The 21,530-nt window shown below is 65.9% G+C and carries 21 protein-coding genes; 12 read left to right on the plus strand and 9 right to left on the minus strand.

Annotation, left to right across the window (positions count from 1 at the left end; genetic code table 11):
* Window positions 1–73 precede the first annotated feature (73 nt).
* From CFR76_RS05730 to CFR76_RS05735, 3 genes are all read right to left on the minus strand, one after another.
* Complete coding sequence (locus CFR76_RS05730) at window positions 74–454, minus strand: IS630 transposase-related protein (RefSeq protein WP_146222642.1); 381 nt, start codon at window positions 452–454, stop codon at window positions 74–76.
* Between the two features lie 72 nt (window positions 455–526).
* Window positions 527–652, minus strand: coding sequence for a hypothetical protein (locus CFR76_RS18685; protein WP_264986537.1), 126 nt, complete (start codon window positions 650–652; stop codon window positions 527–529).
* 55 nt (window positions 653–707) lie between these two features.
* Window positions 708–2,033: a glycerate kinase type-2 family protein gene (locus CFR76_RS05735; RefSeq protein WP_110556267.1), complete on the minus strand. Its 1,326-nt coding sequence runs from the start codon at window positions 2,031–2,033 to the stop codon at window positions 708–710.
* Between the two features lie 292 nt (window positions 2,034–2,325).
* Between CFR76_RS05735 and coaA the strand changes: the two genes are divergently transcribed.
* Entirely contained in the window at window positions 2,326–3,303 is a 978-nt protein-coding gene (gene coaA, locus CFR76_RS05740; RefSeq protein ID WP_110556268.1) for a type I pantothenate kinase, read from the plus strand.
* Between the two features lie 4 nt (window positions 3,304–3,307).
* Here coaA and CFR76_RS17950 read toward each other — a convergent pair whose 3' ends face one another.
* Together CFR76_RS17950 and CFR76_RS05745 are read right to left on the minus strand one after the other, a co-directional pair.
* A complete protein-coding gene (locus CFR76_RS17950; protein ID WP_167402060.1) occupies window positions 3,308–3,463 on the minus strand; it encodes a hypothetical protein in 156 nt (51 codons plus the stop codon).
* A 144-nt stretch (window positions 3,464–3,607) separates the two neighbouring features.
* Window positions 3,608–4,174, minus strand: a complete 567-nt coding sequence (locus CFR76_RS05745; RefSeq protein WP_110556387.1) for a ferritin-like domain-containing protein — start codon at window positions 4,172–4,174, stop codon at window positions 3,608–3,610.
* A 243-nt stretch (window positions 4,175–4,417) separates the two neighbouring features.
* Here CFR76_RS05745 and CFR76_RS05750 point away from each other — a divergent pair, with 243 nt between their 5' ends.
* On the plus strand, window positions 4,418–5,092 hold the full coding sequence (locus tag CFR76_RS05750; protein WP_025437469.1) for a GntR family transcriptional regulator: 675 nt from the start codon (window positions 4,418–4,420) through the stop codon (window positions 5,090–5,092).
* Between the two features lie 26 nt (window positions 5,093–5,118).
* Here the strand turns inward: CFR76_RS05750 and minE are convergent, their stop codons facing one another.
* From minE to minC, 3 genes are all read right to left on the minus strand, one after another.
* Window positions 5,119–5,394 carry a cell division topological specificity factor MinE gene (minE, locus tag CFR76_RS05755; RefSeq protein WP_110556269.1) on the minus strand — a complete coding sequence of 92 codons (276 nt, stop codon included), beginning with the start codon at window positions 5,392–5,394 and terminating at the stop codon, window positions 5,119–5,121.
* A complete protein-coding gene (gene minD, locus CFR76_RS05760; protein WP_010507105.1) occupies window positions 5,394–6,206 on the minus strand; it encodes a septum site-determining protein MinD in 813 nt (270 codons plus the stop codon). The genes minE and minD overlap by 1 nt, the downstream gene beginning before the upstream one ends.
* Before the next feature lie 113 nt (window positions 6,207–6,319).
* Window positions 6,320–7,054 carry a septum site-determining protein MinC gene (minC, locus tag CFR76_RS05765; RefSeq protein ID WP_110556270.1) on the minus strand — a complete coding sequence of 245 codons (735 nt, stop codon included), beginning with the start codon at window positions 7,052–7,054 and terminating at the stop codon, window positions 6,320–6,322.
* A 167-nt stretch (window positions 7,055–7,221) separates the two neighbouring features.
* Between minC and fzlA the strand changes: the two genes are divergently transcribed.
* The 7 genes from fzlA (at window position 7,222) to CFR76_RS05800 (ending at window position 16,269) form a co-directional block, all read left to right on the plus strand.
* Window positions 7,222–7,890, plus strand: coding sequence for an FtsZ-binding protein FzlA (fzlA, locus tag CFR76_RS05770; RefSeq protein WP_025437472.1), 669 nt, complete (start codon window positions 7,222–7,224; stop codon window positions 7,888–7,890).
* Between the two features lie 4 nt (window positions 7,891–7,894).
* Complete coding sequence (locus CFR76_RS05775; RefSeq protein WP_110556271.1) at window positions 7,895–9,127, plus strand: BaiN/RdsA family NAD(P)/FAD-dependent oxidoreductase; 1,233 nt, start codon at window positions 7,895–7,897, stop codon at window positions 9,125–9,127.
* Complete coding sequence (locus CFR76_RS05780) at window positions 9,127–10,503, plus strand: MBOAT family O-acyltransferase (protein ID WP_110556388.1); 1,377 nt, start codon at window positions 9,127–9,129, stop codon at window positions 10,501–10,503. Before CFR76_RS05775 ends, CFR76_RS05780 begins: the two co-directional genes overlap by 1 nt.
* A 122-nt stretch (window positions 10,504–10,625) precedes the next feature.
* On the plus strand, window positions 10,626–12,014 hold the full coding sequence (locus CFR76_RS05785; protein ID WP_110556272.1) for a replication-associated recombination protein A: 1,389 nt from the start codon (window positions 10,626–10,628) through the stop codon (window positions 12,012–12,014).
* Window positions 12,011–12,988, plus strand: coding sequence for an RluA family pseudouridine synthase (locus CFR76_RS05790; protein WP_110556273.1), 978 nt, complete (start codon window positions 12,011–12,013; stop codon window positions 12,986–12,988). Before CFR76_RS05785 ends, CFR76_RS05790 begins: the two co-directional genes overlap by 4 nt.
* A gap of 33 nt (window positions 12,989–13,021) precedes the next feature.
* Window positions 13,022–15,499, plus strand: coding sequence for an AsmA family protein (locus tag CFR76_RS05795; protein WP_110556274.1), 2,478 nt, complete (start codon window positions 13,022–13,024; stop codon window positions 15,497–15,499).
* Window positions 15,496–16,269 carry an ATP12 family chaperone protein gene (locus tag CFR76_RS05800; protein WP_110556275.1) on the plus strand — a complete coding sequence of 258 codons (774 nt, stop codon included), beginning with the start codon at window positions 15,496–15,498 and terminating at the stop codon, window positions 16,267–16,269. Before CFR76_RS05795 ends, CFR76_RS05800 begins: the two co-directional genes overlap by 4 nt.
* A gap of 166 nt (window positions 16,270–16,435) precedes the next feature.
* Here the strand turns inward: CFR76_RS05800 and ispF are convergent, their stop codons facing one another.
* Window positions 16,436–17,605 carry a 2-C-methyl-D-erythritol 2,4-cyclodiphosphate synthase gene (ispF, locus tag CFR76_RS05805; RefSeq protein ID WP_110556389.1) on the minus strand — a complete coding sequence of 390 codons (1,170 nt, stop codon included), beginning with the start codon at window positions 17,603–17,605 and terminating at the stop codon, window positions 16,436–16,438.
* Window positions 17,606–17,842: 237 nt separating this feature from the next.
* On the opposite strand from ispF, the gene dusB reads away from it, so the two are divergent.
* From dusB to ntrC, 3 genes are read left to right on the plus strand one after another with little or no spacing between them, the layout of a single operon-like run.
* On the plus strand, window positions 17,843–18,904 hold the full coding sequence (gene dusB, locus CFR76_RS05810; RefSeq protein WP_110556276.1) for a tRNA dihydrouridine synthase DusB: 1,062 nt from the start codon (window positions 17,843–17,845) through the stop codon (window positions 18,902–18,904).
* 2 nt (window positions 18,905–18,906) lie between these two features.
* Window positions 18,907–20,046, plus strand: a complete 1,140-nt coding sequence (locus CFR76_RS05815; protein ID WP_110556277.1) for a two-component system sensor histidine kinase NtrB — start codon at window positions 18,907–18,909, stop codon at window positions 20,044–20,046.
* 34 nt (window positions 20,047–20,080) lie between these two features.
* Complete coding sequence (gene ntrC, locus CFR76_RS05820) at window positions 20,081–21,529, plus strand: nitrogen regulation protein NR(I) (protein WP_110556278.1); 1,449 nt, start codon at window positions 20,081–20,083, stop codon at window positions 21,527–21,529.
* The last annotated feature ends 1 nt before the right edge of the window (window position 21,530 follow it).

A 21,530-nucleotide genomic window follows, 5' to 3' on the forward strand; every position in this document is an offset into this window, starting at 1 on the left:
GTCAATGAAGACCAGACGCGTGGGATCTATATCGGTCTGATATCGCTTCCAGAACCTGCGCTTGCGCGCGACGTCAGGCCGGTCCTGCTCGCAGGGCAGCACGCTTTTTTTTGAAGCTGATCCCTTCGGATTGAAAAAAGCGCGACAGCATGCCCGTGTCGGCCTGAACGCCACGCTCGTCGCGCAGTCGGATCGACAGCGCCGCAAGGGTAATGTCAGGTTCGGCTGCAATGATGGCCAGCAGCCAGGCTCGTTCAGGCCTGGTTTTCGATGGACGGTGCCCGCCCGTGCCCGCGCAGCAGCGATCCCCGATACGTCTTGCGCGCTGAACCCATTTGATCGCCGAGGCCTCACTTACCCCAAAGCGCCGTGCCGCCGCCCGGCAGCTCATGCCGTCTTGCTCCACCCCGTCAATCACGCGGTCCCGTAAATCCTGTGAATAGGCTCTGGGCATGAAGTCTGGCCTCCTCCGCCAGTCTTCATCTTGAATCACATCACATGCCCTTTGGAAATCCTGCGATTCAAGCTATTCGCAGCGTGCTCTAAGAGACTGTTTAAAAACAAACCATTGATAAAAAACAATAAAAGTTTTTGGGTGCTGTCTTTTTTCAAAAAGGCGGCGTTCTTTCGAAGCTTTTGCAAAAAGCTTCACCAAAAACTTCCTTTAATTTTAAAGTGCTATCATGAACTGACTTTTCAAGCAGTCTCTAAACGACCATTACCGCACGGATGTCATTCACGTTGGTCAGGGTGGGGCCGGTCATAACCAGGTCGCCCGTCTGCCGGAACAGCGTGTAGCTGTCATGCGCGCGCAGGCAGGCGCGCGGGTCACACCCCAGCGCGCGGGCGCGGGACAGGGTGGTGGGGGTGATGATGGCGCCGGCCGCGTCCTCGGTCCCGTCAATGCCGTCGCTATCCGCCGCGATCGCCCAGATTCCCTCATGCCCCTGCAGGGTAATGGCCATGGACAGCAGGAATTCCGTATTGCGTCCGCCCCGTCCCGGCGCGGGCTGGTCGGGGGGGATGGTCACCGTCGTCTCGCCCCCCGACAGCAGCACCGCAGGCCCCGTCACCGGCATGCCATGCTGGCGTGCGGACAGGGCGATGCCCGCCATGAGCGTGCCCGCGTCGCGGCTTTCCCCCTCCAGCGCGTCGCCAAGGACCAGCGTGGCCAGCCCCAGTTCACGCGCCGTGCGGGCGGCGGCCTGCAGCGCCATGAACGGCGTGGATAAAAGCGTATAACGGTTGCGTGGGGAAAGCGTGCTGGCGATCGGCGGGCGCATGAGCACGCGCCGCACCGCATCGGGCACGGTAATGCCGTAATGCGCGATGATGGCGCGGGCGTCGGCCGCGGTGGTGGGATCGGCCACCGTCGGGCCGCTGGCGATGGTCAGCGGATCATCGCCCGGCACGTCGCTTATGGCCAGTGTCACCACGCGCGCGGGACCGGCGGCGGCGGCCAGGCCACCCCCCTTGATGGCCGACAGGTGGCGGCGGACCATGTTCATGTCGCGTATGCTGGCCCCGGAATGCAGCAGGGCATGGTTGACCGCGCGGATGTCATCCAGCGTCAGGCCATCGGCCGGCAGTTCCAGCAGCGCCGACCCCCCGCCCGAAATCAGGGCGATGACAAGGTCATCCGGTCCCAGCCCCGCCATTTCGGCCATCATGGCACGCGCCGCGGCCTCGCTCCGGCTGTCCGGCACGGGGTGGCTGGCTTCCAGCACGCGGATGCGGCGCGTGGGGGCCGTATGGCCGTCACGCGTCACCACGCAGCCCGTCAGGTCCACATCAGGCCATGCCTGTTCCAGCGCGGCCGCCATGGATGCGGCGGCCTTGCCCGCGCCCACCACCACGCACCGGCCCTTTGGCCGCTGCGGCAGGTAGCGCGCCAGCACGGCATCGGGCATGGCGCTGCGGATGGCGGCATCCAGTATGCGCCGCAGGGCCGTGCGCGCACGGCCATCCGTCCAGTCCGTGGCCGTGGTGATGCGTGGTGAGGCGGAAAACGGGTGGATGGTGGCGTCGTTCATTGCAGGGGTCCGGGTCCTTCATGCATGCACCGGCATGGGCCGGGCGCATATCCTAACGCACGATGTACGGGCGGGATGCGCGCTGGCCCCTGCGCCGGTTCCATACCATCCATGCAGGGGCGGACAGTGTGTCACAATTATCACGTCTGTATCAGGATACGGGGAAAGCCCGGCCGGTGGGGCCTGCACACGCTAAATTGGGGGGCGGGCATATGGATTGGCGCGGGCGATGGTGATACGCGGCAGATGGCCTGCACCCACGCGCAGGCGCCATAGCAGAAAGGACAAGGGCATGGAGAACTGTGTGCTGGACACGTGTCCCGTCACCTCCACGCATCCGCCCCACGGGATGGTGCAGCCTTATCTGGTCTTTCCACGTCCGGAATGGGCGGCCCTGCGCGCGAATGTGCCCCAGTCGCTGGGGGAGGCGGATATCGCCGCCCTGCGGGGGCATAACGAGCCGGTCTCGCTGGAAGACATAACCGAGGTCTACCTGCCGCTTTCGCGCCTGCTCAACCTGCATGTCATGGCGACGCGCAGCATGAACAACATGGTCAAGAGCGCCTTTATCGGCGCGCCGGCGGTGACCATGCCATTCGTGATCGGCATCGCGGGCAGCGTGGGCGTGGGCAAGAGCACGTTCGCCCGCCTGCTGCAGGCGGTGCTGTCGCGCTGGCCCGACCACCCGAATGTGGCGCTGGTCACGACTGATGGCTTCCTGCATTCCACCCGTGAACTGGAACGGCGTCACCTCATGCACCGCAAGGGCTTTCCCGAAAGCTATGACCTGCGGCAGATGATTGCCTTCCTCGCCGCGCTGAAGGCGGGGGAGCGTGACCTGAAGGTGCCCGTCTACTCGCACGAAGCCTATGACATCGTGCCTGACCGCTATCAGGTGATCGACCAGCCCGACATCCTGATATTCGAGGGGCTGAACGTGTTGCAGACCGTATCCGAACAGCCGTTCATGGCGTCCGACTTCTTCGATTTTTCCATTTATCTGGATGCCGATACACAGGTGATCGAGGACTGGTACGTAAAACGCTTCCTGTCCCTGCAGTGCACGGCGTTCCGCAAGCCGACATCCTATTTCCATCATTGCGCCGACCTGACACCCGATGAGGCCGCGCGCATGGCGCATGATATCTGGCGGCGCATCAACCTGCCCAACCTGCGGCAGAACATCCTGCCCACGCGCGAACGCGCCCGCGTGGTCATGCACAAAAGCGCCAGCCACGCGATCGATACGGTGTGGATGCGCCAGATTTAATCGCTTATTTCAAAGCAACGCATTGATAATAAATAAAAGTTTTTGGGTGCCGCCTTTTTTCAAAAAGGCGGCGTTCTTTGAAGCTTTTTGAAAAAAGCTTCACCAAAAACTTTTCATGGCTGGCACCGCCTTTGCCCGCGATCGCCATATCGGCCAGCACTTCCCGGTTGCGGGATGACGGATGGGATCGCGTTCGGTATTGCCGGCCCTGTGGCCGGACGCCGCGCGCGACAATGCCATCCGCCCCGGTCCGACCGGGGTAGGGCGCATGCGGGGCAGGCGGCGGAAAGCGGGCGGGACAGGGTCAGGATGGCAGGAAGGGGCGGCCTTCATGGGCGACCAGCAGGTCGTGCATGTCGGTTGCGTGTTCTTCCTCTTCCGCCAGGATCTTTTCAAGCATGATCCGCGTTGTGGGGTCATGGTCGGCAAAATAGCGGATCAGTTCGCGGTAATGTTCGATGACCAGCCGTTCGGCCACAAGGTTCTGGCGCACCATTTCCACCAGGTTGCCGCCATCGCCATATTCGGTGGCGGACCGGGTCGCCAGCCCTTCAGGCGACAGGTCCGGCACGCCGCCAAGCTGGTCGATGCGGTTGGCCGCCCACATCATATGGGCACGTTCCTCCTTGGCATGGGCGGCGAATTCGTCGGCAACACTTTCGCTGGTAATGCCCGTGACGGAAATGGAATGCATGGTATAGCGCAGCACGCATACAAGTTCGGTCGCAACGACAGTCTGCAGCAGGTCGATCGCAGTCTGGACATTGCCCTGATAGGCGGGGGTAAGGGCGCCTTTCTCGATCGTCTTCTTCGCGCGTTCCCGCAGGGTCCGTACATCGGTCAGGAACGTGTTTTCGCCTGTCTCGGACATGATGCTCTCCTTGTCGGTTCCGGGCATGCGGGTAGGCACGTCCGTGACGGATCATTGTTGGTGCTAACGGGCCGAGCGGAAAGGGGTTCCTTCATCAGGCGGTTTTGGGGGCGGGACAGGCCGCTAACATCCTAAATGCGGGAAAAACGGGTTTTTCGTTACGTCAGGCGTTGCCATTCACGCCGAGATCATTATTGATCTGTACTAATAAGACCTATTTGCATTAAGGATGAAGTAAACGGCATGGTATCATTCAGCGCAGGCCAGTCTGAAAAGCTTCCCCGCCGCGCGTTGAGCGACGACGCCTATGAGCATGTGCGTCGTGGGCTGATCCGCAGCCGTTATCGCTCGGGCGAACGGCTGGTGCTGCGCCCACTGGCGGCGGAACTGGGGCTTAGCCCCACCCCCGTGCGCGAGGCGCTGCTGCGCCTTGTGTCCGAACATGCGCTGGAACTCAATGACCGCAATACGGCCGTCGTGCCCGCCATGACCCAGCGCAGCTTTGCCGAAATCCATGACCTGCGCGTTGACCTGGAAATGCGCCTTGCCGCCGCCGCCGCCCGGCGCGCGTCCGATCATGGAATCGAGGCGCTGGTCATCTTGCAGCAGCAGTTCATGACTGCCTCGCACGCGAATGACGATGGCGGCATGGCGGCCTTCAACGCGGATTTCCACACCACGGTGGCGACATTGGCCGAACTGCCGCTGACCGCCACGATCCTGCGTAACCTGTGGATGCGGATCGGGCCGATCTATGCCCTGTCACGCCCTATGATCCAGATGCAGCACGAAGGGCGCACCCATCCGCATGACGACCTGATCGCGGCATTGCGCCAGCGTGACGTGGCGGCGGCGCAGGCGGCGGTCACGCGCGATTTCGAACACGCGCGCCGCTGGATCGAACCCCGCCTGTCCTGACGCGGCGTAACCCGGACGGGCGCGCCTTACGGGTGGCCCGGCGTGCGGATCTGCGGTACCTCGATGTCGATTTCCAGCATCGAGACGGAATTGCCACGGTCCAGCTTCACCTGCACCTTTTCCTGGTCGACGGGGATATGCCGCTTGATGACCTGCAGGATCTCCGCCTGCAGCTTGGACAGGAGATCGGATTCATAGCCTTCCCCCGTACGTTCATGCGCCAGCAGGATCTGCAGCCTGTCGCGGGCGACCGGGGCCGATGTTTTCGTGGCGCGGCCAAAAAGGGAACCAAACAGGCTCATCAGCTTTTCCCCTTGAACAGGCGTGCGAGCAGCCCCTTGCGCTCGGTCGGGACCGTGATCTCCAGCTTTTCGCCTTCCAGTCGGCGGGCGGCTTCGGCATAGGCCCGGGCAGGCGGGCTGTCGGGACTGCTTAACGTGACCGGCGCGCCAAGGTTCGATGCACGCAGCACTTCCTCGCTTTCGGGAATGATGCCCAGCAGCGGGATGGACAGGATTTCCAGCACGTCCTCGATGCGCAGCATCTCGCCGCGCGCCGCGCGCGCGGGGTCGTAGCGGGTCAGCAGCAGGTGTTTTTCGATCTTGCCGCCGCCCTTCGCCTTTTCGGTCGTGCTGTCCAGCATCCCGATGATCCGGTCACTGTCGCGCACGGACGATACCTCGGGGTTGGTCACGACAATGGCGTGGTCGGCATGGTACATGGCCAGTTGCGCGCCGCGTTCGATGCCTGCCGGGCTGTCACAGATCACCCAGTCGAACTTTTCGCGCAGTTCCTGCATGACGCGGGCGACGCCTTCGGCCGTCAGCGCGTCCTTGTCGCGCGTCTGGGACGCGGGCAGGATGGACAGCGTCTCGATGCGCTTGTCGCGGATCAACGCCTGCGACAGCTTGGCGTCGCCCTGGATCACGTTGATCAGGTCGAACACGACCCGCCGCTCAGCCCCCATCACGAGGTCGAGGTTACGCAGGCCCACGTCAAAATCGACCACGACGACATTCTGCCCGGTCTGTGCCAGCGCGGCGCCCAGTGCGGCGGTTGAGGTGGTTTTTCCGACGCCGCCCTTGCCGGATGTGACAACCAGCACTTTTGCCATTGAGGTACCTGCTTGTCCGCTTTTAGGGGGTGTTTTCTTGTTCATGACCTGATGGATACGGTTGGATGGTTGGCACGCGTAAGGAGCGCGACGGGGGACTTTCGGGCGCCTGCCTAGCGTTTACGCACGGGAAAGGCAGGCGGCACAAGCGGCTGGACCACAAGTGTGTCATTAGTGAGGACGATCTGCGCGGGTTTTTCAACATACTGAGGATCAATTTCCTCCGCAGTTATGTAATATCCGTCAATGGCCAGTAGTTCCGCCTGCATGGAATGGGCGAATATGCGCGCGTCGGGCTGGCCGTTCATGCCCGCGATGGCGCGGCCGCGCAGCGGGCCATAGACATGGATCGACCCGCCGGCCGTCACCTCGGCCCCCGACCCGACGGAGCCGATGACGATCACATCACCATCGGGGTTCATGATCACCTGCCCCGAACGGATGGGCTGTTCGATGATCATGGATGACCCGCGTGAGGGCTGCGGCTGCGCGGGGGCGGCGTCATCGGGTATGTCCACGGCGCCGGACGCGCGGCCGCCCATGAACCCCGATGGCCAGTCCCATCCCGCGCAGGCGGGCCATGCGGCGTCGCCGCCTTCTATGCCGATGACGCGGATGCCGCGCGCGCACAGCGCGGGATACAGGTCGGCCAGCCCTTCCGTCGCGGCGTCCAGCAGGGACAGGTCAAGGATGACCGGCTTGCCGGCGAAGAACGTGCTCGATCGCGCGATCTGCGCGTCAAGCCCGGCCAGCCAGTCGGCCAGGACAGGTTCGGGCGACAGCACCAGGGCAAGGAACGACCGCCCGCGTGCGCGGATTTTCGGTGTGGGACGCAGTTCGTCGGGCAACGTTATCCTGTCCTGTCTGGTGAGTGGGGCATGGTGTTTCCAGCTACCGTGTCAGGCCATCCCTGTCGAGGGAAGGATGTCCCGTCCACCCGCCATGCAGCCATACTTTTTCATGCCTGCGCACTCGGGGCTTGGCGAAGGGCGGGACAATGCAATAAAGCGGGAACATGCGCATCCTGTATCACCTTCCCCTTTCCCCCTATTCCCGCAAGGTCCGCCTCGTGCTGGGGGAAAAGCGCTTGCCCTTCGAACTCAAGACCGAGCGGGTGTGGGAACGCCGTCCCGAATACCTTGATCGCAATCCTGCCGGCACGGTGCCCATGCTACAGGAAAGCAACGGGCTGTGCATTCCCGATTCGTGGGTCATCTGCGAATATCTGGAGGAAGCCTATCCCGACACCCCGCTGCTGGGCCGCACGCTGGCCGAACGGGTGGAGGTGCGCCGGCTGGTGGTCTGGTTCGACGAGAAATTCGGGGCCGAGGTGTCGCGCAACCTGCTCAATGAAAAGGTGATGAAGCGCATTTCGGGCAAGGGCAACCCCGATGGCGCGGCCCTGCGCGCGGGATACGCCAATATCCGCACCCACCTGTCCTATATCGACTGGCTGGCCGAAACGCGGCAGTGGCTGGCGGGCAACATGCTGTCGATGGCGGATTTCGCCGCCGCCGCCCACCTGTCGTGCCTTGATTTCCTTGATGACGTGGACTGGTCGCGCGCACCCGCGGCCAAGGACTGGTACGCCCGCGTCAAGAGCCGCCCATGCTTCCGCGCCCTGCTGCAGGACCGCATCACCGGCTTCACCCCCCCCGCCCATTACGCGGATCTGGATTTCTAGGGACATGACGGCACATACCACCGGTTTCGGCGCCATCGTGCTGGGGGCGGGGGCTGCGGGCCTCATGGCGGCCGCCACGGCGGGGCAGGCGGGCGCGCGGGTGCTGGTGCTGGACCATGCGCCGCATGCGGGGCGCAAGATCCTGATTTCCGGCGGGGGCCGGTGCAATTTCACCAATATGGATACCGGGCCGGGGCAGTTCCTGTCCGCCAACCCGCATTTCGCCAAGTCGGCGCTGGCGCGGTACACGCCCGCCGATTTCCTGGCGATGGTGCAGCGGCATCGCATCCCGTGGCATGAAAAGGCGGCGGGGCAACTGTTCTGTGACCGTTCGGCGCGCGACATCGTGGACATGCTGCGGCGCGAATGTGCCGCGGGGCAGGTGGATGTGCGGGTGTCGCACCGGATCATCGACGTGGCGCGTGACGGGGCAGGGCATTTCCGGGTCGAGACGGATCACGGCATTTTCCATGCCCCCAGCCTGGTTGTCGCAACCGGCGGGCTGTCGATACCCAAGCTGGGGGCGACGGGGCTGGCCCACGACCTTGCGCGCCGGTTCGGGTTGCGTGTCGTCCCGCCCGCGCCAGCCCTGGTGCCGCTGACATTCGGCGTGCAGGACCGCGAATGGATGGAGCCGCTGGCCGGGCTGTCGGTCACGGTGGGCATTACCTGCCATGAGGGGGAGGGACGGCAGGCGCGGCAGGTCACCTTCCGTGATGGCATGGTCTTTACCCATCGTGGCCTGTCGGGGCCTGCCATCCTGCAGGCTTCGTCCTACTGGCGGCCGGGGCAGGTGCTGGATATCGACCTGCTGCCCGGCATCGACGCCGTGCACAGGCTGCTGGATATCAAGCGCGACCGCCCGCGCGCGGGCGGGGTGGCCATGCTGTCCATGCTGCTGCCGCAGCGTCTAGCCCAGCTCATGGCGCAAGCGCACCTGCCTGACGGGCAGCTTGCGGGCATGCCTGATGCGGTGCTGGCCAATGCCGCCAGCGTGCTGTCGCACTGGCGGCTCAACCCGCATGGCACCGAAGGCTACGTGAAGGCCGAGGTCACGCGCGGCGGGGTGGATACGGACTGCCTGTCCTCACGCGACATGCAGGCGCGTGACGTGCCCGGCCTGTTCATGGTGGGCGAAGCGGTGGACGTGACCGGCTGGCTGGGCGGCTACAATTTCCAGTGGGCATGGGCCAGCGGCCATGCGGCGGGGCAGGCGGTGGCGGAACGCGACGGCTGATGCTGTTCGCGTCGCAGTCATTCCTGGTTGTCTTCCTGCCGCTGGTCCTTGGGCTGTATTACGCCGTGGGCGACAGCCGGGCCGCGCGGCAGGGTGTCATCATCGCGGCCTCGGTACTGTTCTATGGATTGTGGGACTGGCGCTTCGTCCCGTTCCTTCTGGCGATGATCGGGTTCAGCCAGATGGTCGCCATCCTGTGGGGGCGGACCGGCCAGCGCATGTGGCTGCGGGCGGGGATCGCGGGCAACCTTGCCGTGCTGTTCGGCTTCAAATACGCCGACTGGCTGGCAGGCAGCTTCATGCACTGGATGGGGCGCGACCATGCGCCGTGGCCCATCGTGCTGCCGCTGGGGCTGTCGTTTTTCGTGTTCCAGAAAATCTCCTACCTTGTCGATCTGGGGCGCGGGCAGGCGCGGGTGTACCGGCTGGCGGATTTCATGGAATTCGTCACGTTCTTCCCGCAGCTCGTGGCGGGTCCCATCGTGCGGCATAACGAACTGATCCCGCAGTTCGATACCAGTCCCCGCAACGCCGCGATGTGGGAAAACCTTGGCCGGGGCGGTCTGCTGCTGCTGGTGGGCCTTGGCAAGAAGGTGGGGCTGGCCGACACGCTGGGCACCATCTGCACCCCGGTGTTTGACGCAGCCCAAGCGGGCCATGTGCCGGGCATGGGGGCGGCGTGGCTTGCGGCGGTAGCCTACATGCTGCAGATCTATTTCGATTTTTCGGGTTATTCCGACATGGCCATCGGCATGGCGCTGATGATGGGCATCCGCCTGCCATTCAATTTCAATGCGCCCTACAGGGCGGTTTCGGTGCGGGATTTCTGGCGGCGGTGGCACATGACGCTGTCGCGCTTCCTGCGTGATTACATCTATATCCCACTGGGTGGAAACCGCTGCACGCCGCAGCGGCAGGCCGCCAACGTGATGGTGACGATGTGGCTGGCGGGCGTGTGGCACGGGGCGGGATGGAATTTTGTCGTCTGGGGCCTGCTGCATGGCGCGGCGCTGGCGGTGGCCCATGTGTGGGACCGTGCGGGCCGGGCCATGCCGCGCGTGGGCGGCTACGTGCTGACCATGGGGTTCGTGCTGCTGACATGGGTGGTGTTCCGCGCGGCCGACCTTGCCACGGCCGGGCACATGCTGGGGGCGATGGCCGGGCTGCATGGCACGGGCGCGACCGCCATCCGCCATCCGGTCGTGCTGGCGCTGGCGGCAGGTGTGGCGGTGATCGGCCCCGCGTCGCAGCAGGTGGTGCTGGAACGCCTGCGGCCCGCGCCGTGGATGGCGGTGGCAGCGGGCGTCGCCTTCGTGCTGCTGGTGTTCCTGATTGGCGGGCGACCACCCGAACCCTTCATCTATTTCCAGTTCTGAGGGCGCGTGCCGCTGCCCTGTGGGGCATGTATTGTGCCGGGGGTACTGGTATTGAAGGGCGAGAGTTCCCAGATTCAGCGAGGGTCCGCCACGTGGGGCCGCTATGATACAGGCAGGAGCATATGGCAGGCAGGCGAGACAGCATGGATAACGAACCGGCGGACCTGTTTGGCGCCCCCCCGCCACGGCACGACGGGCGTGGCCCGGTTCCGTTCCCGGCCCATGAACCGAAAGTCGCCGCGCGCACCCAGCCCCTGGCCGACCGCCTGCGCCCGGCCACGCTGGATGAGGTGGTGGGACAGGACCATCTGCTCGGCCCCCAGGGCAGCCTGCGCCAGATGCTGGCGCGCGGGTCGCTGGCCAGCCTGATCCTGTGGGGCGGGCCGGGTGTTGGCAAGACCACCATCGCCCGCCTGCTGGCGAATGCGGCGGGGCTGCGCTTCGTGCAGCTTTCGGCGGTGTTTTCCGGTGTGGCCGACCTCAAGCGCGCGTTCGAGGATGCGCGGCGCACCAGCGCCAGTGGCGGCGGCACGTTGCTGTTCGTGGATGAAATCCACCGCTTCAACCGCGCCCAGCAGGACGGTTTCCTGCCGGTGGTGGAAGATGGCACCGTGGTGCTGGTGGGGGCCACGACGGAAAACCCGTCCTTCGCGCTGAACAGCGCCCTGCTGTCGCGCTGCCAGGTGCTGGTGCTGCACCGGCTGGATGACGCGGCGATGGAAAAGCTGCTGGAACGCGCCGAAGCCACCACGGGCACGACCCTGCCGCTGACGCCCGAAGCCCGCGCCACCCTGCGCGCCATGGCCGATGGCGACGGGCGCTACCTGCTGAACATGGTCGAGCAGCTTCTGGCCCTGCCACCGCAGAAGGCGCCGCTGGACCCCGCAGCCCTGTCCAGCCTGCTGGCCCGGCGCGCCGCATTGTATGACAAGGACCGGGAGGAGCATTACAACCTGATCTCGGCGCTGCATAAATCCATGCGCGGATCGGACCCGGACGCGGCGCTGTACTGGTTCGCCCGCATGCTGGAAGGCGGCGAGGACCCGCGCTACATCGCCCGCCGCCTGACCCGCTTCGCCGCCGAGGACGTGGGCATGGCCGACCCGCAGGCCCTGCCGCTGGCGGTCGCCGCGTGGGAGACGTTCGAGCGCCTGGGATCGCCGGAGGGCGAACTGGCGCTGGCCCAGCTTGTGGTGCACCTGGCCACCGCGCCCAAGTCCAACGCGGTGTACAAGGGCTACAACATGGCCCGCAGGGCGGCGCGCGCCACCGGCAGCCTGATGCCGCCGGCGCATATCCTCAACGCGCCGACCACGCTCATGAAGGATATCGGCTACGGCAAGGGGTATGAATACGACCACGATGCCGAAGGGGGCATATCGGGCCAGAACTACTTCCCCGATGGCATGCGCCGCCCGAAACTGTACCAGCCCACCGGGCGCGGATACGAACGCGAAGTGGCGCGACGACTGGACAGTTGGAACAGAGTGCGCGAAAGCCGTGGGTCATGAGTGTCGTTACCCTTACCGTCAGCGATGACGAAGCCGATATCCGCCTCGACCGCTGGTTCCGCAGGCATTACCCCCACCTGACGCAGGGTGCGTTGCAGAAGCTGTGCCGCACGGGGCAGGTGCGCGTGGATGGCAGGCGCGCCACCGCCGCCACCCGGCTGGAGCCGGGGCAGGCCGTGCGCGTGCCGCCCATCCCCAATGCCAACCGTCCCCCGCCACTGGCGGTCAGGCCGCTGGACGAACGGCAGGTGCGCGAGATCAACAAGATGGTCATCTACCGTGATGACCACGTGATCGTGCTGAACAAGCCCGCCGGCATCGCGGTGCAGGGCGGTCCGGGCATTACGCACCATATCGACGCGCTGCTCGATGGCCTGCGCGAAAATCCCGATGACCCGCGCCCGCGCCTGGTCCACCGCATCGACCGTGATACGTCCGGCCTGCTGTTGGTCGCGCGCACGCCCGGGGTTGCCGCCAGGCTGGCGGCGGCCTTTCGCGGGCGTGACGTGCACAAGGTCTACTGGGCGGTGGTCGTGGGCCGCCCCAGCCCGGCCACGGGCATCATCGACCAGCCGTTGACCAAACTGGGCGCGGGGGCGGGCGCGATCAGCGTGGTGGCCGAACGCGGGGACGCGGATGCGGTGCACGCCCTGTCGGAATACGAGGTGCTGGATGCGGCGGGGCGCAAGCTGTCATGGCTGGCGCTTTCCCCGCTGACGGGCCGCACCCACCAGTTGCGCGTGCATTGTGAGGCATTGGGCAACCCCATACTGGGCGATCCGAAATATGGCGGTGACATAGCGCATGTCACGGGGTTTACGGATAAGCTACACCTGCATGCCCGCAGGCTGGAACTGCCGCATCCGGCCGGGGGTACTCTGGTGGTCGAGGCGGACCCGCCCCCCCACATGCGTGAGACATTCCGGCAGATCGGTTTTGTCGCACCCGCCACGGCGCAGCCCCGCCGCAGCTAGCGCGGCCAGAATGGTACAGGACAGGAATTGAAAATGGCACAGAACGGAAATGCACGGCGCATCCTCCTCGGCTCGGTCGCAGCACTGGTCGTGATCGCGGGCGGGGCCGGGCTTGCGGTCAAGTCCATGCTGGACCCTGACGCGCTGCGCACCAAGGCCATCGCCGCGATTGAAAAACAGACCGGCCGCAAGGTGCGCATGGGGGGGCTGGAACTGCATGTATTCCCGACCCTGTCGCTGTCTGTCAGTGATGTCGGGCTGTCGGACATGGCTGGCGGCGCCTATACCGACATGGTGACGGCGGAAAAACTGCAGGCCAGCATGGGGCTGATGGCGCTGCTGCACCATGAAATCCGGCTGGAGGACCTGAAGCTGGTCCACCCCGTCGTCCATCTGGAACGCACGGACAAGGGAGAGGCGAACTGGCGCCTGTCGCCCACCGGGGCGCAGGCCACGGCCACGCCTGATGCAAAGGCCACGCAGGCCGCATCCGACTGGAAGGTGCAGGTCGGCAGCATCCGCATAAGCAATGCCGACCTTGACTGGGATGACAGGATGTCGGGCAGCAAGGGCAAGGTGGTGCTGGACCACATCAACCTGTCGGGCGTTGATGGCGCGAAACCCGAAATTGACGTGGCGGGCCATAACGACAGCGGCAGCTTCACGCTGGCGGGCCATACGGGTGCGCTCAACCTGACATCCACCGCGCGCGCCGGGTGGCCGGTTGCATTGCAGGCGGCGTTCAGGGCCGGCGGGCAGCAGGTCGGGCAACTGGCGGTGGATGGCACCGTGGCCGATCCCGACCACATGAAGGGCTACAACGTCACACTGGATGGCAACATCGCCAGCCTGAAGGCGATCGAGGCCTTCGTGCCGGGGCTGAGCCTGCCGGACGTGCGGCGGCTGTCGCTCAAGGCCAATGTGGTCGATGGCAGTGCGGCGGACAAGGACGGCAGCACGCCGCTGCTCAATTCCCTGCACCTGGACACGGGCGCGGTGGATGCCGGGCAGTACCTGTCCGGCCTGACGTTGCAGGGGCTGTCGGTTGACGCGCCGGGTCCGAAGGACGCCGTGACCATCCGCAGCCAGGGCACATGGCAGGGACAGGGGCTGAAACTGTCCGGCACGCTGGGATCGCTGCAGCAGGTGGAACAGGCGGCGCTGACGCATCTGGCGGACCCGTTGCCGCTGTCGCTGGACCTGTCGGGTGACCCGGGCAGCCTGCGTGTCGCGGGCACGCTGGGCGGGTCGCGCGCGGTGGTGAATGTCAACGCGACCGCGGGCAAGCTGCCGCTGCCCAATGGGGCCGTGATCGACCATCTGGAAGCCTCGACCCATCTGGTCAGCGAGGATAACGGCGCGCATTTCCAGCTTTCGGATATTGCGCTCAAGAGCACGCAGGTCTCCCTCAAGGGGGCGCTGGACCTGTCGGTCCATGGCGGGCATTCGGGCGTGCCGCTGGTCAGTGGCGCGCTTGACGCAAGCTGGGTGAATGCGGATGCCCTGATGGGCAACGCCACCGCGACCAGGGCCGACGCCAGCACTGTCGCCCCTGCGAATGGCAAGGGCAGTGATGAAACGCTGCCGTTCGACCGGCTGCGCAAGCTGGATGCAGACCTGCGCCTGACGGCGGCGCAACTGGAATTCGAGGGTGATGAATACCACAACGCCCTGACCCATATCAGCCTGCGCAACGGGCTGCTGAAGGTTGATCCGCTACAGGCCGAAGGCACCGGCCGCCGCCTGTCGGGCCAGTTCGAGGTCGATGCATCGGGCAGCGTGCCCACCGTATCGGGCACCATCGGCACGCTGGTGCTGCCGGCGACATGGCTGGAAAGCAAGGCGGGCCTGTCCAACATGGTGCAGGGCGCGCTGCAGGTTGTGGGGCAGGTGCGTTCGCAGGGGAACACCGCGACCGAACTGCGCACCGCCATGACCGGGCACCTTGGCGTGTCCATGGTCAATGGCACGGTCAGCGGCAGTGCGCTGGGTGAACTGCTGGGGGATGCGGCGCGTGGCGCGCTGGGGTCCGGCCCGATCGCGCTGCGATGCTTCGGCCTGCACATGAACATGGCGGACAGGCAGGCGAATGTCGACACCATCGGCGTGCAGACCAATGCGCTGACCGTGACCGGCAAGGGCACGGTGGGCATGGTATCGCATGACCTGGACCTGCATCTTGTGCCGCAGGTCATGATTGGTGGCACCGGGGCCACGGTGCCGCTGCGCGTGGGGGGCACGCTTTCATCCCCGCGTCCCAAGATGGATGGCGGCGCCGATGGCCGTTACGCCATCGGCCTGCTGCTGGGCGGGTCGGACAGCAAGGCGGCGGTCGATCCATGCCCCGCCACGCTGAAGGCCGCGCGCGAGGGACAGGCCGGCCCCGAACCCACGACGGCGGCACCCAAGGCGCAGTCCTCGGGCGCTGCGGGGCTGCTGGGCAATTCCAAGTCCTCGCCGGATGTGAAGAAGGCGGCTGGCCTGCTGAAGGGGCTGGGCATCCTGAGATGACGCAGGGCAACGCGATGAAGGCGGGGGTACGCCCCCCCACGCCCCAGACACAGGGCAGGCGCAAGCGGTTCTGGACACAGGCCGCCGCCTGCCCGGCGGAGGGGGGATTCAGCGTCGCGCTTGACGGGCGCGGCATCCGCCTGCCCGGCGGGACGCCGCTATGTGTGGCGTCGCGCGCGCTGGCCGGTGCGATTGCCGATGAATGGGCGCATGCCGGTGGAGAAAAGGGTGGGGACTTCACCCCCGATGACCTGCCGCTGACCCGTATCGCCGGTACCATGATCGAACGTGTCGCCCCCGACCCGGCAGCACAGGTGACGGCCCTGCTGCAATATGTGGATGGGGAACTGCTGTGCTACCGCGCGGACCATCCCGCCCTGCTATGCGCGCGGCAGAAGGCGGAATGGGACCTGCAGCTTGCATGGCTGCAGGCGCGCTATGGCATCGACATGGCGGTGACGCAGGGCGTCATGCCCCTGTCGCAGCCGCAGGCGGTGCAGGCGGCGTGGCGTGGCATACTGGAAAAGATGGATGACCCCACGCTTGCCGCGCTGGGGGTTATGGTCCCCGCGATGAAAAGCATCGTGCTGGGGCTGGCGGTGGTGACCGGCGCGCTGTCCGCCGCGAAGGCAGCCGAGATCGCATCCGTGGATGAACGCACCCAGATGGACATATGGGGCCGCGATGACAGGCAGGAAGCAGGCCTGCGCCTGCTTGCGCTGGAGGTTACGGACGCATCGCGTTTCCTGCGCCTGTGCCATATGGGCTGAGGCAAGGGGTGGCCTGAAAGACGTTTTTGGTGAAGCTTTTTTCAAAAAGCTTCAAAGAACGCCGCCTTTATTGAAAAAAGGCGGTACCCGAAACTTTATTTTTCAGGAACCTGCAAACAAAAACGGCCCGGTATCGCACCGGGCCGTTTTTTTGCGTCTCAGGCGATCAGGGCACCAGCACCGTGGCGCTGGCCAGGCAGGCGATGCCTTCCTCGCGCCCGGTGAAGCCCAGGCGTTCGGAGGTCGTGGCCTTGACCGAAATCCGGTCCACGTCAACCTTCAGCAGTTCCGCCAGGCGGGCGCGCATCGCTTCCGAATGGGGGCCGATCTTGGGCCGTTCACAGATCAGCGTCACGTCGGCATTGACCAGCATGCCGCCACGCAGGCGGATGCGCTCGCCCGCATGGACCAGGAAGCGCGCGCTGTCGGCATCCTTCCATTCATTCTGGCTGGGCGGGAAGTGGCGGCCGATGTCGCCTTCGGCCAGCGCGCCGTAAATGGCGTCGCACAGGGCATGGATGCCCACATCCGCATCCGAATGGCCCGCAAGGCCGCGCGTATGCGGCACGTTGATGCCGCACATGATCAGGGGCCGGTTTTCGGCAAAGGCGTGTACGTCGTAGCCCGTCCCGGTGCGCGGCAGCAGGGTCGGGCCGATCAGGCGTTCCAGGCGCACCAGATCCTCCTTGTAGGTCAGTTTGATGTTGTCTTCCGAACCGGGCACGATGGCCACGTGATGTCCCGCCTGTTCCAGCAGGGCGGCATCATCGGTGGCGTCGGCGGCACTGGCCGCGCGGTGCAGGTCGCGCAGCAGCGCGAAACGGAAACCCTGCGGCGTCTGGGCGCGGAACAGGTCGGTGCGGGGCACGGTATCGGTAATGATGCCGTCCTTCGCGCGCTTGATGGTGTCGGCCACCGGGACCGCGGGGATGACGCCCGCATGCTTTTCCAGCGCCGCGATCACGCCCTGCGTCACCGCGGCCGGGACATAGGGGCGCGCGCCGTCATGGATCAGCACCAGTTCGGGGCGCGCGTTTTCGGGCAGTCGGTCAAGGGCGTCCAGCCCGGCGCTGACGCTGGCCTGTCGCGTGGCCCCGCCCGGCACGATTGGCAGGACCGTGCAGCCGGCGGGGGCGAACCCTTCCAGCGCACTGGCCAGCAGGGCGGGATCGCCCACCGGCTGGATCATGCCGACATGAGGGGCAAGGGCATCCGCCGCGTGGCGGATGACGGGCCGCCCGCCGAGCGTGACATACTGCTTGGCGAGGGGTGTCGCGGTCTGGGCGCTGTACCGGCTGCCCTGGCCCGCGGCGAGAAGGATGGCTGCAACACGCATGATGCGGAGCAATGCGGCCATGTGGCCCGCGCGTCAAGCATTGAGCATGGATTGGCTGCCCGCGCGGGGCATTGGCCTGCGCGAAAATGTTTCCCCAATGCACCGAACCTGATTGCACGGGGCGGCGGGAGAGGGTATTCTGCCTAAATCATAAGCATTATTGATGGATATTGCAGCCGGCATGCCTTTCTGCCGCCATCGGGCGCGGCTGGGGTTTTCGGCGGGGAAGCGTGGTTCATGTCGTCTCAGCTACTGTCGCCCATTGATCTGGGGGGTGGGGTCGTCCTTCAGGCGCCCGTCATCCTGGCGCCCATGGCCGGGGTGACCGACCTGCCGTTCCGCAGGCTGGCGCGCAGGCTGGGGGCGGGGCTGGTCGTGTCCGAAATGATCGCGTCATGGGCCATGGTGCGTGAAAACGAGAACACGCTGCGCATGGCCGAAGTGGCGGATGACGGCCCCAATTCCGTGCAACTGGCCGGCTGCGACCCCGACGCCATGGGGCAGGCCGCGCGGATCGCGGTCGATCGCGGGGCGGACATTATCGACATCAACTTCGGCTGCCCGGTGAAAAAGGTGGCGGTGGGGCAACTGGCCGGTTCCGCGCTGATGCGCGACGAGGTACAGGCCGCCCGCCTGCTGGAAGGCGTGGTCCGCGCGGTGGATGTGCCCGTGACGCTGAAGATGCGCATGGGCTGGGACCACAACAGCCTGAACGCCCCTAGGCTTGCGCGGATTGCACAGGAATCGGGCATACGCATGGTGACGGTCCATGGCCGCACCCGGCAGCAGTTCTACAATGGCACGGCGGACTGGCATTTCGTCCGCAATGTGGTCGATGCGGTGGACCTGCCCGTCATCGTCAATGGCGACATCCTGACGGTGGAGGACGCCCGCGTGGCGCTGGAACGCTCCGGCGCGCAGGGGGTCATGATCGGGCGCGGCTGCTATGGCCGCCCGTGGTTCCTGGCGCAGGTGGCGCGCGCGCTCATGCATGGCGAACACGTGCCCGAACCCGACCTTGCGGCGGAAAAGGCCATCGTGCTGGAACATTACGGCATGATGATCGCGCATTTCGGCGCCCATCCCGGCCTGCGCCTCGCACGCAAGCATGTGTCGTGGTACTCGGCGGGCCTGCCGGAGTCCGCGGGTTTCCGCGCCGCCGTCAACCGGGTCGATACGGTGGACGCGGCCGTTGGCATGATCCACGACTTCTATGACCGCCAGATCGCGGCAGGCAATGCGCGCGGGCCACGCCCGTCCACCATAGGGGCGGAAAGGGCCGCGGCACAGGCGGCATGAGGATGGGCCAGCCTTCCCCCGCTCCCCATGAACCCTGCGCGCCCGGTAACGTGACGGGCAACGGGCGCGTGATCCTCGACTCGCTGGCGCTGCCGGTCGTGGTCGTGCGGGCGGATAACGCCATCGGATACGTCAACAGCGCGGCGGAACCCTTTTTCGGCATGTCGCGCGCGCATCTGGTGCAGATGCGCCTGACCGACATCCTGCCCGGTGACAGCCCGCTGTTCCTGCTGATGGAACAGGTCCGCGCCGAGGACCATACGGTGGTCGAGCACGAGGTCACGCTGGAAAGCCCCCGCCTGCGCCATGACGGGGTGACGGTGCAGGGCGCGCCGGTCATGGAGGAACCCGGATCGGTCGTGCTGACATTCCATGATTTTTCGGCCGTGCGCGTGCTGGACCGGCAACTGACCTTCCGCTCCGCCGCCCGCAGCGTCGCGGGCATGGCGGCCATCCTCGCCCATGAGGTCAAGAACCCGCTATCGGGTATCCGGGGGGCGGCGCAACTGCTGGAAACATCAGTGGGCGAATCCGACCGTGAGCTTGCGGTGCTGATCCAGGACGAGGTCAACCGCATCCGCGACCTGGTGGACCGGATGGACATGTTCAGCGACCGGCCGATCGAGCGCCGGCCGGTCAACATCCACCGCGTGCTGGAACATGTGCGCAGGCTGGCGCAGCAGGGCTTTGCCGCCGATATCCGCTTTCACGAGGTGTATGACCCCTCGCTGCCGCCGGTATGGGGCAACCGCGACCAGCTGGTGCAGGTGCTGCTCAACCTGGTCAAGAACGCGGCCGAGGCCCTGCACACCAATCCCGATGGCGCGGCCCCGCCCGAAATCACCCTGACCACCAGCTACCGGCCCGGCATATGGGTTTCAACCGGGGCGGGCAGCCAGCGCGTGCAGCTGCCGCTGCTGGTGTCGGTGCGCGACAACGGGCCGGGCATTCCCGAAAACATCCGCCCGCACCTGTTCGAACCCTTCCTGACGACCAAGACCACGGGCAGCGGGCTGGGGCTGGCGCTGGCTGGCAAGATCGTGGGCGACCATGGCGGCGTGATCGAGGTGGAAAGCCAGCCCGGCCGCACCGAGGTCCTGCTGCACCTGCCCGTCGTGACCGAGGGCCGGGACACGCCCTGATGTTCCCCCACTGGACCTGAGAGATTTATAGCGTATGTCGCTGCCGACCATTCTTGTTGCCGATGATGACCGTTCCATCCGCACGGTGCTGAGCCAGGCGCTGGGGCGTGGGGGCTACCAGGTCCGCACCACCGCGCAGGCGTCCACCCTGTGGCAGTGGGTGGAGGAAGGCGAGGGCGACCTTGTCATCACCGATGTCGTCATGCCCGATGAAAACGGGCTGGACCTGATCCCGCGCATCCGCCGCATCCGCCCCGACCTGCGCGTTGTGGTCATGAGTGCCCAGTCCACGCTGATGACGGCGGTCAAGGCGACCCAGCGCGGCGCGTTCGAATACCTGCCCAAGCCCTTTGATCTCAAGGAAGTGCTGGCGGTGGTCGCCCGCGCGCTGGCGACGCCCGCGACACCCGTGCAGCCGCTGGCCCCGCCGCAGCCGGATGAACAGATGTCGCTGATCGGGCGGTCGGTGGTGATGCAGGACATCTACCGCATCATCGCCCGCCTCACGACATCGGACCTGACGGTGATGATCAACGGCGAAAGCGGCACCGGCAAGGAACTGGTGGCCCGCGCCCTGCATGATTACGGGCGCAGGCGCGCTGGTCCCTTTGTCGCCGTCAACATGGCCGCCATCCCGCGCAACCTGATCGAAAGCGAACTGTTCGGGCATGAACGTGGCGCCTTTGCCGGGGCGACCACACGCGTTGCCGGGCGGTTTGAACAGGCGGCGGGGGGCACGCTGTTCCTGGATGAAATCGGCGACATGCCGCCCGAAGCCCAGACCCGCCTGCTGCGCGTGCTGCAGGATGGGGAGTTCACGACCGTGGGCGGCACCACGGCCATCCGCGCCAATGTACGCATCATCGCCGCCACCCACCGTGACCTGCGGCAGGCGATCCGGGCCGGCACGTTCCGCGAGGATCTGTACTACCGCCTGAACGTGGTGCCGATGCGCCTGCCGCCGCTGCGCGAACGGGTGGAGGACATTCCCCTGCTGGCGCGGCACTTCCTGAATGAAAACGCCGAAGGCGCGGGCAGCGTGCGCGTGCTGGATGACGAGGCGATGGCCCGGCTCCAGGCCTATCGCTGGCCGGGCAACGTGCGCGAGCTTGAAAACCTGATGCGGCGCATCACGGCGCTGCACCCGCAGGAAAGCATAGGCGCTGACATCATCGCCGCCGAACTGGCCGAGGCCAGCATGGCGGCGCCGGGCGAAGGCGCGGGCGGTAGTGCTGCCGAGACGCTGGCCGAGGCGGTGGAGCGGCACCTGCGTCGCTTCCTGGCGTCCGGGCAGGACGGGATGCCGCTGAGCGATATTTACGACAAGGTGATTGCCGAGGTCGAACGCCCGCTGATCACCATGACGCTGGCGGCGACAAGGGGGAACCAGATCCGGGCCGCGGCCATGCTGGGGCTGAACCGCAATACGCTACGCAAGAAAATCAGGGACCTGGATATTCCGGTCGTGCGCGGCGGCGCGTGAG

This window comes from Komagataeibacter swingsii, from assembly GCF_003207895.1.
Classification (GTDB): Bacteria; Pseudomonadota; Alphaproteobacteria; order Acetobacterales; family Acetobacteraceae; genus Komagataeibacter; species Komagataeibacter swingsii.

Bases quoted from the DNA above. Each gene is read 5' to 3' on its own strand.
- minE (WP_110556269.1), bottom strand. From the start codon at position 5,394: ATGAGCCTGTTTGGTTCCCTTTTTGGCCGCGCCACGAAAACATCGGCC.
- CFR76_RS05795 (WP_110556274.1), top strand. From the start codon at position 13,022: ATGGCACAGAACGGAAATGCACGGCGCATCCTCCTCGGCTCGGTCGCA.
- CFR76_RS05745 (WP_110556387.1), bottom strand. From the start codon at position 4,174: ATGTCCGAGACAGGCGAAAACACGTTCCTGACCGATGTACGGACCCTG.
- fzlA (WP_025437472.1), top strand. From the start codon at position 7,222: ATGCGCATCCTGTATCACCTTCCCCTTTCCCCCTATTCCCGCAAGGTC.
- minD (WP_010507105.1), bottom strand. From the start codon at position 6,206: ATGGCAAAAGTGCTGGTTGTCACATCCGGCAAGGGCGGCGTCGGAAAA.
- CFR76_RS05800 (WP_110556275.1), top strand. From the start codon at position 15,496: ATGACGCAGGGCAACGCGATGAAGGCGGGGGTACGCCCCCCCACGCCC.
- CFR76_RS05785 (WP_110556272.1), top strand. From the start codon at position 10,626: ATGGCAGGCAGGCGAGACAGCATGGATAACGAACCGGCGGACCTGTTT.
- coaA (WP_110556268.1), top strand. From the start codon at position 2,326: ATGGAGAACTGTGTGCTGGACACGTGTCCCGTCACCTCCACGCATCCG.
- CFR76_RS05780 (WP_110556388.1), top strand. From the start codon at position 9,127: ATGCTGTTCGCGTCGCAGTCATTCCTGGTTGTCTTCCTGCCGCTGGTC.
- CFR76_RS05775 (WP_110556271.1), top strand. From the start codon at position 7,895: ATGACGGCACATACCACCGGTTTCGGCGCCATCGTGCTGGGGGCGGGG.
- ispF (WP_110556389.1), bottom strand. From the start codon at position 17,605: ATGCGTGTTGCAGCCATCCTTCTCGCCGCGGGCCAGGGCAGCCGGTAC.
- CFR76_RS05790 (WP_110556273.1), top strand. From the start codon at position 12,011: ATGAGTGTCGTTACCCTTACCGTCAGCGATGACGAAGCCGATATCCGC.
- CFR76_RS05730 (WP_146222642.1), bottom strand. From the start codon at position 454: ATGCCCAGAGCCTATTCACAGGATTTACGGGACCGCGTGATTGACGGG.
- dusB (WP_110556276.1), top strand. From the start codon at position 17,843: ATGTCGTCTCAGCTACTGTCGCCCATTGATCTGGGGGGTGGGGTCGTC.
- CFR76_RS05750 (WP_025437469.1), top strand. From the start codon at position 4,418: ATGGTATCATTCAGCGCAGGCCAGTCTGAAAAGCTTCCCCGCCGCGCG.
- ntrC (WP_110556278.1), top strand. From the start codon at position 20,081: ATGTCGCTGCCGACCATTCTTGTTGCCGATGATGACCGTTCCATCCGC.
- CFR76_RS05735 (WP_110556267.1), bottom strand. From the start codon at position 2,033: ATGAACGACGCCACCATCCACCCGTTTTCCGCCTCACCACGCATCACC.
- CFR76_RS05815 (WP_110556277.1), top strand. From the start codon at position 18,907: ATGGGCCAGCCTTCCCCCGCTCCCCATGAACCCTGCGCGCCCGGTAAC.